The sequence below is a fragment of the Pseudoalteromonas sp. J2K-J599 genome (assembly GCF_059295115.2).
Genome location: NZ_CM200271.1, coordinates 3623191 through 3639403, shown reverse-complemented (window position 1 = coordinate 3639403; position 16213 = coordinate 3623191). Strand labels below are relative to the sequence as shown.

Here is a 16213-nt window from a genome sequence, read left to right as displayed (position 1 = left end):
TGATCTATTATAGCGATGAGAAAATAGCTCAATAACAAGGCTAAAATTATGATGCATAGTTGTTCTATATAAATAATTTTTAACGTAGTTAGTGAGTTATTTAATACGCTAGAATGATCATGTTTTTAATAAAATTGGTATTATAAACCCAGCTATAGGCTGGGTTTTTACGTTTAGCCATAAGGGCATTATGCTTTATCTCACGTTATTTATTAGCGCATTTATATCTGCCACATTACTGCCTAGCTCTTCTGAGGTGATAATGGTGGGAATGATTACTCAAGATAAAGTTAATTTATGGCTTATGTGGTGCGTAGCAACACTTGGAAATGTGTTAGGGAGCTGTGTTAATTACTGGTTAGGCACGCAGGTACTGCGTTTTAAAGATAAAAAATGGTTTCCTGTATCGCAAAAAGGGCTTGATAGCGCACAAAAGCAATTTAATAAATATGGAGTGTATAGTTTGTTATTTGCTTGGTTGCCGGTTGTGGGGGACCCATTAACGGTGATTGGAGGCATATTTAAAGTACGATTTAGTACCTTTTTATTGTTAGTAACACTAGGCAAAGGCGCTCGCTATTTAGCGGTTATCGCCCTTGCCGTAGGATTCGAAAAGCTTTTTTAAATAAGTTTTTAAGTGCTTATTTAGCCCAATCAAGCGTTAACGACACTGAGTCGGCAAAACGCAGTGCATGTGGTTTATCAACACGTGCTTTAGCGTAATGAACGCTTGGGTGCGCGTGACAAACGGCAAGAATTTCAGCCACTAATTTTTCGAGCAGTAAAAAGTGCCCTTGCTCTACTAAGCTAATAACTTCTTTGGTGATCACTTTATAATTAAGTGCTTGGTCAACTTCATCCGTTTTACACGCATCATCAGCAGGGTAGTGAATCTCTAGATTGATCACTACATCTTGCTTTTTTTCACGCTCATCGGGGTTAAAGCCAATAAACGTACGCAGGCGTAAATTAGTAACGTTAATAATTGCATTAGCCATAGGGTTAACCTTTTATAAGCTGCAAAAATTCGTTACGTGTTTTAGGATCGCTTCTAAAGTTACCTAACATTACTGATGTACGCATGCTTGAATTTTGCTTTTCTACACCACGCATCATCATACACATGTGTTTTGCCTCAACAATAACGCCTACGCCCTTAGCGCCAGTCACTTCTTCAACTGCTTTAGCGATTTGATGCGTTAACTGTTCTTGAATTTGAAAACGGCGTGAAAACATATCAACAATACGGGCAAATTTAGACAAGCCTAATACTTTACCGTTTGGTATATAAGCAATATGGCAACGGCCAATAAAAGGCAGTAAATGATGCTCACACATAGAGTAGAGCTCTATGTCTTGTACTAACACCATGTCGTCAGCGTCAGATGTAAATATTGCTTTATTAGTTATTTCATCAAGTGTTTGACGATACCCTTGCGTTAAATATTCCATTGCTTTTGCAGCGCGTTTTGGCGTATCAAGTAAGCCTTCGCGGTTAGCATCCTCGCCTACAGCGGTGATGATTTTTTCATAACTTTCTTTTAATTCATTGTGCATAAATATCTCAGTTTATTTATATTTACTTTAAATGACGACCGCCATCAATAGGCAAAGAGCGCCCTGTGATGTAGTGGCTTTGTAATAGTAAATCAATGCTATTGATAATTTCTTGGCATCCGGGCTCAATGCCCATTAATGATTTTTTAAGGGTCTTAGCTCGATATTGCTCATCGTCATGTTCATTAAAAATAATGAGCGATGGAGCAACCGAATTCACTTTTATATTTGGCGCATATTTAGCGCTAAACGATTTGGTTAGGTTGTCGAGTGCTGCTTTACTTGCTGCATAAGCTAAGTGTTTAGGGCTGCCTGTTTCAACTACATAATCAGTAAGATGTATTATATCGGCAGGTACTTTTTCATTTTGCTGATAGTTTAAAAGCAGCTCTGCGCACATTAAATTAATTAAATACGGTGTTTTGGCATGTACTCGCATCATATTATCAAACAGTGCTGCAAAGTCAGGGTTGTTAGCTTCGCAGTCCCAGCTTGATGCGTTATGAACAATAGCGCGCAGCGATGTTGTATGCTTTTTAAGCGTATTTATAAATGCACTAATACCTTCATCGGTACTAAAATCGGCATAAATACATACAGCGCCTTGTTGCTCTAATTTATCAACAGCGGCGTGACGAGTACGATACGTGATAATAATACTCTGCCCTTGGGCTATATAATGCTGAGCGAGTGCTAAACCAATACGTTGGCCTGCGCCGGTAATTAAAATGGGCGATGTCATATAAGGCAGTGTTCTCTTTGGCGGGTAGTTATACCAATATCATTAAAAATATCATCGTTCTATCGCTATTTCATAGGGCTATAATAGCTCACTAATTTAATGCAATTGGTATTATAAAATTCAAAGCGTTAATTTATTAAAATATACGCAGCTTCTTAATCTGTCGATCAAAAAAGCAATTAATCCTCAAAGGCATTAATTGCTTTATTTTAGCCACTAAACCTTAATCGTAAATTGTCGGAATTGGTTGACGCTTATGTTGTGTACGCGTGTAAATGCTTACAAGCTTTTGTTCAACATCATTAGACACAGGTTTACTTTCTAAAAAGTCATCAATTTGCTCATAGCTCAAACCAAGTGCTTCTTCGTCTGTTAAACCTGGGCGGTCACTTTCTAAATCAGCTGTAGGTGCTTTATCTACCAATAAAGCTGGCGCACCTAGCGCAGTAGCAAGTGCACGAACTTGGCGTTTTGATAAACCAAACAGAGGGGCTAAATCGCACGCGCCGTCACCAAATTTAGTATAAAAACCAGTAATGTTTTCAGCACTATGATCGGTACCCACTACTAAGCCTTGGCAAAAACCTGCAATTTCGTACTGAGCAACCATACGTTGACGCGCTTTAACATTACCTTTAATAAAATCTATTTGAGCTTGCTCAGGCAGTGCTTCACCACAGCCAACTACAGCAGCTATCGCTTGCTCATGCAATGCATCAGCCGCAGGTTGCACGTTTACGGTCATACGTTTACTTGGCTGAATAAAATCAACCGCCATTTGTGCTTCATCTTCGTCAGCTTGTACACCATAAGGTAGGCGCACTGCAATAAACTGATACTTGTCAGTATCGTGTTCTTTATTTAGCTCGTTTATAGCAAGTTGACATAAGCGGCCGCAGGTTGATGAGTCAACACCACCGCTAATACCCAGTACTAACGAACGTGAATGAGCTGCTACCAAACGTGTTTTAATAAAATTAACTCGGCGAGTTATCTCAGCATTTACATCAATCGTTGGCTGAACCTTCATTTCAGCCATAATTTCGGCGCGCATTGCCAGCTCCTTATAAAATTTAATATGTGATACGCAATAAACTTATTATGTGATTTAGTTTTAGTTAATTAAAGTTTTAAATGAGCTTTTATTTGGCGAAGCTCTGCTTTTAATTTTTCTACTTCTTCAAGTAAATCGCTTAATTCTTTGTCTTTAATTACTTCGCTTGGTAGAGCAATAAAGGCATCGGCGGGATTATTTTGTTGTTCGCCAAATAAATGAATATATCGGCTGTCACGTTTACCTGCTTCTCGTTCTAGCTTTGTGACGTACTCGCTTTCAATCAGTTTATTGAGCGCTGCCTCTACTTCATCTACGTTATTAAAATCAGCAAGCCTAGCACTGCGGGTTCTTAATTCACCAGGGGTTTGAGCACCACGCAAAAGTAATAAACAAACAATGGCACGCTGCTGAGCAGAAAACTGCAGATTACTAAATTCAGTGTTGCAAAAGCGGTGATCGTATTTATTTACACGACCCGAAAGACCTTCATCTATAGTTACCAAACGCATGTCTATTAGTTCATCAAGTGCGTTTTGCACGTCTTCATCTGTAAGACTTAACACAGGATCGCGATTAGACTTTTGGTTACATGCGTTCACGAGAGCGTTTAACGATAGCGGATAATGCTCTGGCGTCGTGCTTTGTTTTTCTAATAGGCAACCAAGAATACGTTGTTGATTTGTTGATAACTGCATAAATAATCTCAAATTAGTAAGCGTATTTTATTAGCTTACACCTTTATTGAATGCCAAGCCATTGTTGAAGCTTTGGTTGTAATGCAGCTAAATCGAGAGGCTTACTTAAATAGTCGTTCATGCCTGCGGCTAGGCATTTTTCTTTATCGCCCTGCATGGCATTGGCTGTTAGCGCAATAATAGTAATATTTTCATTATCTTTACCTGCATCACCTTCTCTAATGGCTTTAGTGGCTTGGTAGCCATCCATTTCGGGCATTTGGCAATCCATTAAAACTAGCTTATATGGTTTACCTTGTTTTGCATTGAGCTTTACAATTGCCTCAAGTCCATTTTCGGCAATATCAAAAGTAACACCCGCCTGCTTTAATAGCGCAGAGGCAACCACTTGGTTTATTTTATTGTCTTCAACAAGCAATAGTTGTGGTTCTGATGAATCCAGTACTGGCGCTTTAGTTAGCTTGTTTTGAAGCTGTGCTTGTTGCTGCTGTTGTTCAATGTATTTATCGTTTGTAAGTGAGTCAAACAAATCAGACGGTGTGAGAGGTTTGAAAATCATACAGTCGACTTCCATACCTACTTTAGACTCCTCAGACGAATAACTCATTGGCGCCATAATAACTAACTTGCAACTATGCATATTTATAAAGTTTTTGAGCGCGTTGATATGCGTTTGTGGGGCTTTTTCAAAAAAGTAGTAATCAACTAAAATAGCACCAGGGTGGGTGGTTACATTACTTAAGTAATCATCAACCTCAAGATAGTTATGTATACAATTAACTTTTGCACCCCAAACAGTGAGCTGCTTATTAGCGGTGTTAGCATTTAACGAGCACTCATCAATAATTAAAATATGTTTGTTTTTAATTAAATGACTCGGTAAATCTTGTTCTTTACTTAAGCGCGGTTGTATTTGTACTGTAAAAGAAAATGTACTTCCTTCACCTTGCATACTGTTTACACTCACTTCACCGTTCATCAGTTCGCACAATTGTTTTACTATGGCCAGGCCAAGCCCTGTGCCCCCAAATTGGCGTGTTGTTGAAGCATCGGCTTGTGTGAATGAGTCAAATAACGACGCTTGTTTTTTAGGGTCAATACCAATACCAGTATCAATAATCGAACACTGTAGGAACGAGCCATCCGTTGTTTCATCTATTCTGGCAGTAATGACTACTTCGCCATCAATAGTAAATTTAACCGCGTTGCCAATTAAGTTATTTAAAATTTGGCGCAAGCGGTTAGGGTCACTAATTATCTCGCTAACAGTTATTTGAGTAGCATCTAGAATAAGTTTTGTATTGTTTTGTTCTACCTTTAAAGCAAAGGATTCCACCACTTCGCCTAATAACCGAGGTAAATTAAATTGCACGTTTTCAATATCGAGCTTACCGGCTTCAATTTTAGAAAAGTCTAATATGTCATTAATTATATTAAGCAAAGATTGAGCTGATGATTGAGCAAGTTCAATATGATGTTTTTGCTGTAGGTCCAATTGAGTTTGCTTAATTATGTTAAGCATACCTAAAACACCGTTCATTGGGGTGCGAATTTCGTGGCTCATACTCGCTAAAAATTCACTTTTAGCTTCAACAGCTTGTTCGGCGGTTTCTTTGGCAGAAACTAGTTTTTGTTCGGTTTCAATTCGCTGTTGGCTTGAGTGCAAGCTGCCTATTAACGCTGCAACGGCAATTAAAAAGCTTTCTTCGTTTTTAGACCAGTAGCGTTTTGATTGGCATTGCTCTGCGCAGACGACTCCTATAGCGCCACTTCCTGCAGGGATTATTACGCACAGCATTGATTTAATCTCGAGAGTCATTAAATACTGTTCTTTAATTGGCTCGAGTATTGGGTGTTCTTGGGCGTCAGGCACATTAAATACAGGCTGGTGATCTATTGCATTAAAAAAGCCGGGAAGATTTTTTCTTAGCCAAATAGAGTCAATTTTATCACTAGACGAATGTTTACTATGTATGGCAAAAGGGCTTAGTTGGGATTTGTCTTCATTAAAAAACCAAATACTGGCACGTTTAATATCAAATGCTTGGCAGATTGCTTCAGTAATAATATCTTTTGATTGGCTCAGTTGCCCAGTTAATATTAATTTATTAACGGTAAGGGAGGCTAAAATTTCGTTGTGTAATGCTGTTTTATTATTTTCTAATTCAATCTTTTTACGGGTATCAATATTCTGTAATGAGCCAAAAATACGTGTGCATCGTCCATTTTTTCGTTCTGCTTCACCATGTACGAGTACCCAAACAGATTCACCTTCTGCATCCATTACTTCTAATTCAACTTCGTAGCTTTCACCATATTTTATGGCTCGTTCAATTAAAGGTTTAATTGTTTCTCTACTAGTGCCTTTTTTAAAGTAATTTAAATCTTTAGGCCATTCTGGTTGGCTATTTAATGGGTATTTAAATAGTTTTTTGGTCATATCAGACCAATACACTTGTTTCGTTTCTAAGTTAAATGACCATGCGCCTATTTGGGCTAGATCACTCATTGCCTCAAGCATTTTTTCGTTTTGTTGCTGGCGATTAAGCATTTTCAAAAAGAATAAAAAGGCCCAAATTAATAACCCGCAAATAATTATAATTGATAGCCTAAGTGGCCATACAGCTGAATTTGGTGGGCTCCAACCTATTTTAGGTGCTACGTAAAGTTGCCAATTGCCACCTTGAAAGCTTAACGTAAACTCAAGGGGGTCTTGCTCTATTATGTTTTGATTACCGTAAAAAAACTCCCCTTTGCTGCCAAGTCCATGCCTGCCTTGTAAAGCGACGTTGTATTCTTTTCCTAGCTCATAAATACCTGAATTTTCATAGACTTTTTCAATGTTGAGAACAACTGAAAGTAATCCCCAAAAGCGATTTTCTGGCGGTATGTAAACAGGAACGCGGGCTATAAGTGCTACGTCACCTTGGATTAATTTTAATGGGCCAGCCATTACAATGGTATTTGTATCGCGAGCTCTAATAGCATCAGCGCGTTGGTTTTTTTCTTCTAAAAAGTTTAAACCGAGTGCTTTTTCATTACCTTTTAATGGGTAAGTCATGCGAATTACCATATCGGGGGCGCCACCAATATTGCGAAGCTCATTTGAGGTTTTAAATAGTGGTTGGGCAATTTGTTCAAACTGTGTTTGCTGTAAATCAGGCTGCGCCGCTACGGCAACACCTAAACCTCGAACCAGTTGGATATTAGAAACTAAAATAGATTCTAATTGAGCTCGATATGTACTTACTTCAGAAAGAATTTGTAGGCGATGAGCATCTTTAACACGATTGTAGTTAATACGATCAAGAACGATACCAACTAGTACAGTTAGCGTAAGCGATAACCAAAAGGTCAACTTAAAGTTATGAACGTTCGTTTTTTTATTGTTAGTAGATGGTGGCATTTGCTACATCGTGGCGTTAATTTAGGCAAATTAACTATAGCTAATTTATTACACAAATGAAAACGGCGCATTAACAAATGCGCCGTTTATTTTTTATAATTAGTAGTTTAGCGAGTTACGAGTCGCTAACTTCACGCGCCCAGTGATTTTGCTTTGCTACATGTAGCTTGCGGTAACCATCAAGTAGCGCCGCATGCTTTTTAAAGCCTTCAAGCGATAAACCAGGGAAAGTTAAACCGTTAAACTGCTTTTTACCTTCGGCAATTTCTATAGCCAGCGCTACATTATTAGCACCAAACATTAAGCCTAGTGCATCTTGGTAATCTGCGTATTCGCGCTCGTCATCGTATTTAATTTCAAGAACTGCTTTTAAACAGCGGAAGTGGCGCATTGCCTCTTCGTTTACTTGGCCTGTATGAAGTATCCAGTCAACCCAATCAATGGCTTCTTCGCTGCCTGCAGCTAAACATAGGTGCGCTTTAAGCTCACCTATACGCAGTGTGTGCCATGGTGTGTCGGCATCGGTTGCAAGGCCAATAAATTCTGCGGCGCGGATAATATCGCTGTGGCCTGCTTCTTCAAGGCTGTCGTAAATGTCCATCCATTGCTCTGCATCGTACTGATCAAGCGATAGGAATACTTCGCGAAATTTTGCGCCTTCGTTGTTGTTACGCCAAATAAGCTCATCAACAGGATAAATGTCAGACATGCCTGGTACTAAAATACGACACGCGTATACGTTTAGGTGCGTGTAATCCATGATGTAGATATCATGATCCATGCTGTGAATTAGGTCAGTACAGAAGTTATATTCTTCTTCAGTTGTTCCGCTAAAGTCCCAGTGTACAAATTCAAAATCAGGTTTTGCACGGAAAAAATCATGCGAAATCAAACCGCTTGAATCAATAAAGTGCAGTTCAATGTTCTCTGGTGTTGCTACTTCATCGTTATCAAATGTTGCAGGTTGGAATACATCTAGTTGATCAAGACGACGACCTTGTAGTAACTCAGTCACGGTACGTTCAAGCGCAACTTCAAATGATGGGTGAGCACCAAAAGAAGCAAATACAGAACCATCTGTTGGGTTAATCAGCGTTACGCTCATTACTGGGTATTTACCGCCTAATGATGCATCGGCAATACGTAAATGAAAACCATGGCTGCGTAGCTCTTCACATGCTTCGTGAATTTGTGGGTATTGCTTAACAACGTCTTCAGGCACGATTGGTAAACAAAGTCCTTCAGCGATGATGCGGTTTTTTATTGCGCGTTCAAATACTTCTGATAAACCTTGTACACGCGCTTCAAACTTGGTGTTACCTGCGCTCATACCGTTAGATACAAAAATATTACCAATTACGTTTACTGGAATGTACACGTCTTGATTATCGCGTAGGCGCGTGTATGGCAATGTACAAATGCCGCGCTCGTTATTGCCTGAGTTAAAATCAAAAAGGTGTGATGCGTTTAGTTCGCGCTCTGGGTCAAAGTAATCCCATAAGCTTTCATCCATAATGCCCTCTGGCGCTTCATCGCCTTCAACTTTAAACCATTTTTCGCTTGGGTAATGAGTAAACTCGCCATTAGCAAATTCTTCACCTAGATAAAAGTCTGCAAAAAAGTAGTTACAGCTTAAACGTTCAAAGTATTCACCAAGTGCTGAAGCAATAGATGCTTTGTCGGTTGCGCCTTTACCATTGGTAAACATAACACCGCAGTCGCTGTCTTTTATATGAACCGAATAACAGTTAGCTACAGGGTTAAGCCAAAGCGCTTCTTCAACATTAATGTTTAGGGCTTTAAGCTTGTTTTGCATGGTAGAGATTGACGATTCTAGGTCGCGGTCTTTACCTTTGATAAATGTTTTTTCAGTCATATTGATCTCAACTAGTTCTGCACGATGTGTGGAGCTGACATTATCGTGGATTTTGATGTTTATTTCACCCTTTGCGAGCAAGAACATTATTATTTAATAAAACTGTGGTTATTATATGTCCTTAACGCTTGGTCAAAACGTGCAAAGGAAACGGTGATGTTTAAAGTAATCAAACGCTTGTTGTTATTTATTGTGATATTAGGGCTGGCAAGTACCGCTGTTGTTTATGGTGTACTTAGTTTAAGTTTACCCGCTCTTGATGGAAACGGACGCAGTAACGCGGTGGTAGAGCCTGTAAAAATTTCGCGCGATGCACTAGGGCAAGCAGTAATAAACGCCAATAGCCGAAACGACGCTGCCTATGGTTTAGGTTATGCGCATGGCCAAGACCGATTTTTTCAAATGGATTTACTCAGGCGTAATGCCGCAGGTGAGTTAAGTGAATTATTTGGCAAAGCAGCGTTGGGGCTCGATAAAAAAATGCGTTTTCATCAATTACGTAAACGCAGCCAAATTATTTTACAAACCCTGCCAGAGGCAGATAAGCAATTACTTAAAAGTTACGCTCAAGGTGTAAACGAAGGCTTAGCGCAAGTAGGGTATTCAAGCTTTGAATATTTACTAACCGGTGCAGCGCAAAAGCCATGGCAAAGTGAAGACAGCCTACTTGTGATATTTAGCATGTACCTTGATTTACAAAGCGCCACATTTGAGCGCGACCAAGCACTTATTCAAATTGAGCAAGCATACACAAAGCAAATGGTTGATTTTTTAACGCAACCGAGTAAGTACCAAGCCGCGCTTGATGGCAGCAAACTAGCGCCTTATAACGGCGGCATACCTACCTTTCCAACTCAAACAAAGCATATAGTTAAAAGTATTGAAGCTAACCAAGAGCGCGGCAGTAACAACTGGGCTGTTACAGGGGCGCTTACTAAAACAGGTGCTGGTATGGTGTCGGATGATATGCATTTATCGATGGCAGTACCTGTAATTTGGTACAGGGCACAATTAAATTACATGCACCGTGGTGAGCAGACTCAGGTAACCGGAGTATCGCTGCCCGGAGCACCAGCCATTGTTGTTGGCACTAACAACAATGTTGCATGGGGATTTACTAACGGTTATTTAGATACTGCCGATTGGATTGCATTAAACGATGATAGTAAAACATGGCAAGTTGATGAATCGATTGCATTACCCGATGGGGAGGTTGAAAACTATTCATTAATACTCAGTGAATACGGACCTGTAAAATATATTAACGAAAAACCTTATGCGTTGAGCTGGGCTGCCCATCAGCCTTATGCCGTTAATATGCAGTTATTAAAATTAGAGCAAGCCAAAACAGTAGATGATGCACTTGCTGTAGCAAGCGATGTAGGCATTCCGGTGCAAAATCTTATGGTGGTAGACAGCCAAGGTAGCGCAGCGTGGAAAAACATGGGCGGTATACCGGCTCGTAAAACGCCAAGTGAGCTTAGCGTAAATGCCGATGACTACTCAGCGCTTTGGCAGCAAAATGAATTACAACGCCCTTTTATTAAAAACCCGCAAAACGGTCGATTATGGACTGGTAATTCTCGCGTGGTATCGGCTCAAGATGACGCGCGTTTTGGTAATGGTGGCTATGCACTCGGCGCACGTTCGAGTCAAATTCGCGATAGATTATTTGAAAAACAAACATTTGCTGAGAGCGACTTTTACGCATTACAACTTGATAATCAAGCTCGCTTTTTAATGCCTTGGCATGCTCTGCTATTAAAGCATTTAAAAACCGATACAACTAAAAATCAGCAATATATAACAGCGCTTGAAAACTGGCAGCAATGTGCGTGTTCAACCTCCACAGGGTATACCTTAGTTAAGCGCTACCGCGATGAAGTGATTAATATTTTATTTAGTAATATGGAAGATGAATTAAATAAACAACAAGGCACACTTAAATACGTAAAACGAGATTTAGAGCCCGCTGTTTGGCAGCTTATTAACAACAAGCCCGACACATGGATAAACCCGCAATTTAAAAGCTGGGATGCACAATTACACGGTGCATTTAACCAAACTATTACTAAGCTTACAGAACAATTTGGTAATAACGTACAAAACTGGCATTGGGGCAAGGTAAATAAGTTAGTGATAGAGCATCCGTTTGCAAAGCAAATGCCGTTTCTTGCTAAGTTATTAAATATGCCCACAGCAGCAGGTTTTGGAGATAGTTATATGCCCGCCGTACAAGGGCGTAGTTTTGGCGCATCGCAGCGTTTTATTGCTCAACCTGGGCATTTAGAACATGCAATTATGGCTATTCCGGGTGGGCAATCGGGGCATCCTCTTTCTGAGTTTTATAGAGCGGGGTTTAGTGATTACGTAGAGGGTAAACATACACCTTTATTGCCTCAACAATTAATACATCAAATAGTAATAAAGCCGACACGATGAACTAAAGTATAGCTAAACACGTTCTATATAATTACCAATAAAACAACAGAGAACTAAAATGAAAAAAATACTACCCGCATTAATAACAGGTTTATTACTAAGCACTACAGCGCAAGCAGATGATGGCCCAGTAACAGCACAAAAGCTAAGTAAGCATGTATACGTACTATTTGGGCAAGGCGGTAATATTGCAGCAAGTGTAGGTGATGATGGCATTTATATTATTGATGATCAGTTTGCCAAACTCTCAGATGATATTAAAAAAACCATTAGCGATTTAAAACCAGGCAGTGCAGAGTTTGTTATTAATACTCACCATCATGGCGATCATACCGGTGGCAACGAGAACTTTGCTAAAGCGGGTGCGCACGTTATAGCGCACGACAATGTACACAAACGTCTAGAAGAGCAGCACGGGGAAGGGTCAGACTTTTTACCGCGCATTAGTTTTGGTCATGACTTAAAACTACATTTTAATAACGAACACGCCCATGTAGTGCATTACGAACATGCACACACCGATGGCGATTCGGTTATCTTTTTTAGTAACGACAACATAGTGCACATGGGCGACATTTACTTTAATTTTGGCAGCTTACCGTTTGTTGATGTAGATAGCGGCGGCAGCGTTGATGGGATTTTAGCGGCAGTAAACGATGTAGTTAATCAAATTGACGACAACACTAAAGTAATACCAGGACACGGCAAGGTAAGTGACCGTTCAGGACTGATAGCGTATGGTAAGCTAGTTCAAAACGCGAAAGACGTGATGCTAAAAGCAATGCAAAATAATGCAAGCTTAGAGCAAGTACTTAAAGCCGATCCATTGGCTGAGCTGAATCTTGAATACGCAGGCTGGTTACCAAAAGAGAAAGTAACCACACTTTTTTATCGTAGCTTAAAGTAGTACGCGTAACGTAAAAAACATGATACAAAGCTGAGTGTACTTTAACGTACATTCGGCTTTTATTTTCTTATGCCCAAAGGAGTTGTGTATGTCGGCAGAAAAAACCCATCTTGAAATTTGTAACTTAACCAGAGAGCAATATCCGCAAATTAAAACCTTGATGGATCAAGCGTATCCCGACTTAGGCGGTGCGTGGCCAAGTCATACCATTTTTAGATTAATAGACCAATTTCCTGAAGGGCAAATAGGTATTGTAGATGACGGCGTGCTGGTGGGCTTAGCATTAAGCGTGCAGGTTGATTACACGCGTTTTTCAAACCCGCATACATACGAAGATATTGCAGACGGTCACGACCGTGTATTTAGCGATACCGACGGCGATGCGCTATACGGCTTAGATGTTGCTATTAGCGAAAGTCACAGAGGCATGCGTTTAGGTCGTCGCCTTTATGATGCCCGTAAAGAATTGTGCCGCCAATATAACTTACGTGCTATTTTAGCAGGTGGGCGTATTCCGCGTTATTACAATCACAGCAGTGAAATGACGCCAATGGAATACATTGCAAAAGTAGATCAAAAAGAATTATACGATCCTATTTTGAGCTTTCAGCTATCTAACGATTTTCAGGTAAAGCGTTTGCTTAAAAAGTATTTACCGGAAGATCAAGAGTCCGTTGGTTACGCCACTTTACTTGAGTGGAATAACATCATGTATGAGCCAACCGACACGGTACTTGAGTCAACTAAATCAATCGTGCGAGTAGGTGCTGTGCAATGGCAAATGCGTTGTGTTGAATCGGTTGAAGAAATGCTAAAGCAGGTTGAATACTTTGTAGATACCGTATCTGACTACAAAAGTGACTTTATACTATTCCCTGAGTTTTTTAATGCGCCACTAATGGGGCTAGGAAATCAAAGTAATCAAACAGAAGCGATTCGCTATTTAGCGGAATACACCGAGACATTTAAAAACGCCATGTCGCGTATGGCAATAGAATACAACGCTAATATTATTACCGGCTCTATGCCACTTGCCGAAGATGATAAAATTTATAACGTAAGTTACCTGTGCCATCGTAGCGGTAAAATAGACGAGCAACGTAAAATACACATAACCCCGCATGAGCAAAACGATTGGGTTATTCAAGGCGGCGATAAAATTGCCGTGTTTGATACCGATGCCGGTCGTGTGGGTATTCAAATTTGTTACGATGTAGAGTTTCCTGAGCTTTCACGCATATTGGCCAAACAAGGGTTAGATATTCTGTTTGTGCCATTTTGGACTGATACTAAAAACAGTTATTTACGTGTGCGCCACTGTGCACAAGCGCGTGCAATAGAAAACGAATGTTATGTGGTTATTGCAGGTTCGGTGGGTAATTTACCAGAGGTAGAAAGTCTTGATGTGCAGTACTCACAATCGGCGGTATTAACGCCATCGGACTTTTCGTTCCCGCACGATGCAACACTTAACGAAGCCACACCTAATACAGAAATGCTGTTATTTAGTGACCTTGATATGGATAAGTTAAAAATTCTTCACAGCGAAGGTACAGTGCGTAACTTAAAAGATCGCCGCGAAGATTTATATGAAGTTATATTGAAAAAGAGAGATGTTTAATGGCGTGGATTTATTTGGTTATTGCCGGTTTACTTGAAATTGGCTGGCCGATAGGTTTAAAAATCTCACAAAACTCAGATACTCGCTGGCAAGGCATAGCAATAGCGGTGGCATTTTTAGTCGCTAGTGGCTTTATGTTGTGGCTTGCTCAAAGGCAAATATCAATGGGCACCTCATACGCCGTGTGGACAGGTATTGGCGCTGCAGGTACGTTTTTAGTCGGTATATTGTTTTATAACGATGCAGCTACGTTTGGTCGTATTGCGGGAGTATTAATGATTATTAGCGGTGTGATAACACTTAAAATAAGCTCTTAATTGGTAATTTGAATAAACGCTTAATTATGAATAGCGCAGGTATAAAAGCCTGCGCTTTTTTATGCTTTTAACTTGGCAACATAACCAAAACAGCGGCAATAGCTATGAGTATTAAGCCTGCTGTATCTTGTTTCTTAAGTGGCTGCTTTAACCAAAGAACGGCAATTAGCATGGTAAAAAACACTTCAACCTGTCCAAGTGTTTTAACGTAAGCAACGTGCTGTAAGCTCATTGCACTAAACCAGCCAATAGAACCGACACAACTAAAAACACTAATTGCGGCTGTAGTACCTTTGTATTGCCACAGTTTACTAAGTGTTTGCGGCTCTTTTAATAATAAATAGCCCAGTAGTATTAGTGTTTGTAAGCTAATTACAAACAGCAAAACCCAAGCTGCTGAGTGAGGAAATAATAATCCTGAATTTAAGCTCGCTTCACGTACCCACAGCGATGTAAGTGCAAAGCAAGTACCACAAGCCAGTCCTAGTAATGCTGTTTTAGCATTAAAGTGTTTAACGCTTGTTATGCCACTGAGTAGCAATACGGCGATAGCGCCAAAAAACACACCAAGCCAACCGAGCAAAGAAAGTGCCGAGCCAAAAAATAATACACCTAAAATGGCAGCTACTAACGCCTCGCTTTTGGCAAGACCAGCACCTACGGCGTAATTATTCATTTTAAATAGCTTAACCATTAAACCAGTGGCAAGTATTTGCATCACACTTGCGCCTACAATAAATCCCCAAAAGGCATTATTAAACGTAGGCATGGCGGTATCTTGATATTGATACAAACCATATAAATACACGCCAGCAATAGGGCCTGCAATAATAAAGCGAGAGAGTGTTACGCCAGCCACACTCACATCGTTACTTAATTTACTTTGCAGGGCATTACGCCACGCTTGCATGAAGGCGGCTAAAAAAGTGAAAAATATCCAGGTCATGGTCGTCATCGTTAAAACGTAAGGCAGTAAAGTTAACACGCCCTAGTAAAGCGATGCATTAACTATAATGTTGAATATTTATCATCTGCGACATTATGTCGCATGGGTTTGAGGATAAATTTAGCTATAGTAGGTCTGATGTTATTGTTAGCCGCCAGCGTTTGTCATAAAACGTATCTGGCGGCTTTTTTATTACGCTTATGCTAAATTATCCGAAACATCAAAAGGATAAATTATGACAACATTAGTTGTATGTGCATTACTTGCGGTATTAATGCCTTACTTTGCAAAAGTGCCGGTTGCTATAGCAATGGCAAAATTAGGTCAATACGACAATAAACATCCAAGGGCGCAACAAACAAAATTAACCGGCTTTGGTGCACGGGCGCTCGCTGCTCATCAAAACTGTTTTGAATCGCTTGCTGTTTTTGCTGTCGCTATTGCAGTTGTACTGGGCACTAACTCTGTAGGTGCAGTGACCGAAACGCTAGCGGTTACGCATATTGTGTCGCGTATTTTGTATTGCGTATTTTACTATATGAACCTAGATATAATTCGCTCATTAGTGTGGTTTATTGGTTTGGGTACAGCCATTGCCATGATTGTGGTGAGTTTGTAGGTTTATAGCGTAAAACCACAAAGCAAGC

Annotated in this window: 14 protein-coding genes; 6 read left to right on the top strand and 8 right to left on the bottom strand. The window is 40.0% G+C overall.

All coding sequences use genetic code 11. The features are described 5' to 3' along the window. Positions 1-190: 190 nt before the first annotated feature. The gene (locus AC5NT5_RS16485; protein WP_182195417.1) at positions 191-625 is read left to right on the top strand and encodes a YqaA family protein; all 435 of its coding nucleotides are present in this window, start codon (positions 191-193) and stop codon (positions 623-625) included. Between the two features lie 16 nt (positions 626-641). Here the strand turns inward: AC5NT5_RS16485 and folX are convergent, their stop codons facing one another. From folX to ycaO, 7 genes are all read right to left on the bottom strand, one after another. Next, a complete protein-coding gene (gene folX / locus AC5NT5_RS16480) occupies positions 642-998 on the bottom strand; it encodes a dihydroneopterin triphosphate 2'-epimerase (RefSeq protein ID WP_002962340.1) in 357 nt (118 codons plus the stop codon). Between the two features lie 4 nt (positions 999-1002). Then, positions 1003-1557: a GTP cyclohydrolase I FolE gene (gene folE, locus AC5NT5_RS16475; RefSeq protein WP_188162010.1), complete on the bottom strand. Its 555-nt coding sequence runs from the start codon at positions 1555-1557 to the stop codon at positions 1003-1005. A gap of 22 nt (positions 1558-1579) precedes the next feature. Further along, positions 1580-2299, bottom strand: coding sequence for a dihydromonapterin reductase (folM, locus tag AC5NT5_RS16470; RefSeq protein ID WP_494514228.1), 720 nt, complete (start codon positions 2297-2299; stop codon positions 1580-1582). 223 nt (positions 2300-2522) lie between these two features. Then, positions 2523-3353 carry an NAD(+) synthase gene (gene nadE / locus AC5NT5_RS16465; protein ID WP_494514229.1) on the bottom strand — a complete coding sequence of 277 codons (831 nt, stop codon included), beginning with the start codon at positions 3351-3353 and terminating at the stop codon, positions 2523-2525. A 68-nt stretch (positions 3354-3421) separates the two neighbouring features. After that, a complete protein-coding gene (locus AC5NT5_RS16460; protein WP_182682615.1) occupies positions 3422-4051 on the bottom strand; it encodes a YceH family protein in 630 nt (209 codons plus the stop codon). A gap of 43 nt (positions 4052-4094) precedes the next feature. Continuing rightward, the gene (locus AC5NT5_RS16455) at positions 4095-7457 is read right to left on the bottom strand and encodes an ATP-binding protein (protein WP_494514230.1); all 3363 of its coding nucleotides are present in this window, start codon (positions 7455-7457) and stop codon (positions 4095-4097) included. Positions 7458-7572: 115 nt separating this feature from the next. Next, positions 7573-9333 carry a 30S ribosomal protein S12 methylthiotransferase accessory factor YcaO gene (gene ycaO / locus AC5NT5_RS16450; protein ID WP_494514231.1) on the bottom strand — a complete coding sequence of 587 codons (1761 nt, stop codon included), beginning with the start codon at positions 9331-9333 and terminating at the stop codon, positions 7573-7575. Between the two features lie 156 nt (positions 9334-9489). Between ycaO and AC5NT5_RS16445 the strand changes: the two genes are divergently transcribed. From AC5NT5_RS16445 to AC5NT5_RS16430, 4 genes are all read left to right on the top strand, one after another. Beyond that, complete coding sequence (locus tag AC5NT5_RS16445) at positions 9490-11775, top strand: penicillin acylase family protein (RefSeq protein ID WP_494514232.1); 2286 nt, start codon at positions 9490-9492, stop codon at positions 11773-11775. Positions 11776-11833: 58 nt separating this feature from the next. Then, on the top strand, positions 11834-12682 hold the full coding sequence (locus tag AC5NT5_RS16440; RefSeq protein WP_494514233.1) for an MBL fold metallo-hydrolase: 849 nt from the start codon (positions 11834-11836) through the stop codon (positions 12680-12682). Between the two features lie 88 nt (positions 12683-12770). After that, positions 12771-14303, top strand: coding sequence for a bifunctional GNAT family N-acetyltransferase/carbon-nitrogen hydrolase family protein (locus AC5NT5_RS16435; protein ID WP_096793972.1), 1533 nt, complete (start codon positions 12771-12773; stop codon positions 14301-14303). Then, on the top strand, positions 14303-14620 hold the full coding sequence (locus tag AC5NT5_RS16430; RefSeq protein WP_007580521.1) for a DMT family transporter: 318 nt from the start codon (positions 14303-14305) through the stop codon (positions 14618-14620). Before AC5NT5_RS16435 ends, AC5NT5_RS16430 begins: the two co-directional genes overlap by 1 nt. 67 nt (positions 14621-14687) lie before the next feature. On the opposite strand, the gene AC5NT5_RS16425 is transcribed toward AC5NT5_RS16430, so the two are convergent. Then, positions 14688-15566, bottom strand: coding sequence for an EamA family transporter (locus AC5NT5_RS16425; RefSeq protein WP_370659550.1), 879 nt, complete (start codon positions 15564-15566; stop codon positions 14688-14690). A 235-nt stretch (positions 15567-15801) separates the two neighbouring features. Here AC5NT5_RS16425 and AC5NT5_RS16420 point away from each other — a divergent pair, with 235 nt between their 5' ends. Beyond that, the gene (locus AC5NT5_RS16420) at positions 15802-16185 is read left to right on the top strand and encodes an MAPEG family protein (RefSeq protein ID WP_494514234.1); all 384 of its coding nucleotides are present in this window, start codon (positions 15802-15804) and stop codon (positions 16183-16185) included. Positions 16186-16213 lie beyond the last annotated feature (28 nt).

What these genes read in the sequence shown, in the direction of transcription:
- AC5NT5_RS16485 (WP_182195417.1), top strand. Translation starts at nt 191, where the DNA reads ATGCTTTATCTCACGTTATTTATTAGCGCATTTATATCTGCCACATTA.
- folX (WP_002962340.1), bottom strand. Translation starts at nt 998, where the DNA reads ATGGCTAATGCAATTATTAACGTTACTAATTTACGCCTGCGTACGTTT.
- folE (WP_188162010.1), bottom strand. Translation starts at nt 1,557, where the DNA reads ATGCACAATGAATTAAAAGAAAGTTATGAAAAAATCATCACCGCTGTA.
- folM (WP_494514228.1), bottom strand. Translation starts at nt 2,299, where the DNA reads ATGACATCGCCCATTTTAATTACCGGCGCAGGCCAACGTATTGGTTTA.
- nadE (WP_494514229.1), bottom strand. Translation starts at nt 3,353, where the DNA reads ATGCGCGCCGAAATTATGGCTGAAATGAAGGTTCAGCCAACGATTGAT.
- AC5NT5_RS16460 (WP_182682615.1), bottom strand. Translation starts at nt 4,051, where the DNA reads ATGCAGTTATCAACAAATCAACAACGTATTCTTGGTTGCCTATTAGAA.
- AC5NT5_RS16455 (WP_494514230.1), bottom strand. Translation starts at nt 7,457, where the DNA reads ATGCCACCATCTACTAACAATAAAAAAACGAACGTTCATAACTTTAAG.
- ycaO (WP_494514231.1), bottom strand. Translation starts at nt 9,333, where the DNA reads ATGACTGAAAAAACATTTATCAAAGGTAAAGACCGCGACCTAGAATCG.
- AC5NT5_RS16445 (WP_494514232.1), top strand. Translation starts at nt 9,490, where the DNA reads ATGTTTAAAGTAATCAAACGCTTGTTGTTATTTATTGTGATATTAGGG.
- AC5NT5_RS16440 (WP_494514233.1), top strand. Translation starts at nt 11,834, where the DNA reads ATGAAAAAAATACTACCCGCATTAATAACAGGTTTATTACTAAGCACT.
- AC5NT5_RS16435 (WP_096793972.1), top strand. Translation starts at nt 12,771, where the DNA reads ATGTCGGCAGAAAAAACCCATCTTGAAATTTGTAACTTAACCAGAGAG.
- AC5NT5_RS16430 (WP_007580521.1), top strand. Translation starts at nt 14,303, where the DNA reads ATGGCGTGGATTTATTTGGTTATTGCCGGTTTACTTGAAATTGGCTGG.
- AC5NT5_RS16425 (WP_370659550.1), bottom strand. Translation starts at nt 15,566, where the DNA reads ATGACCTGGATATTTTTCACTTTTTTAGCCGCCTTCATGCAAGCGTGG.
- AC5NT5_RS16420 (WP_494514234.1), top strand. Translation starts at nt 15,802, where the DNA reads ATGACAACATTAGTTGTATGTGCATTACTTGCGGTATTAATGCCTTAC.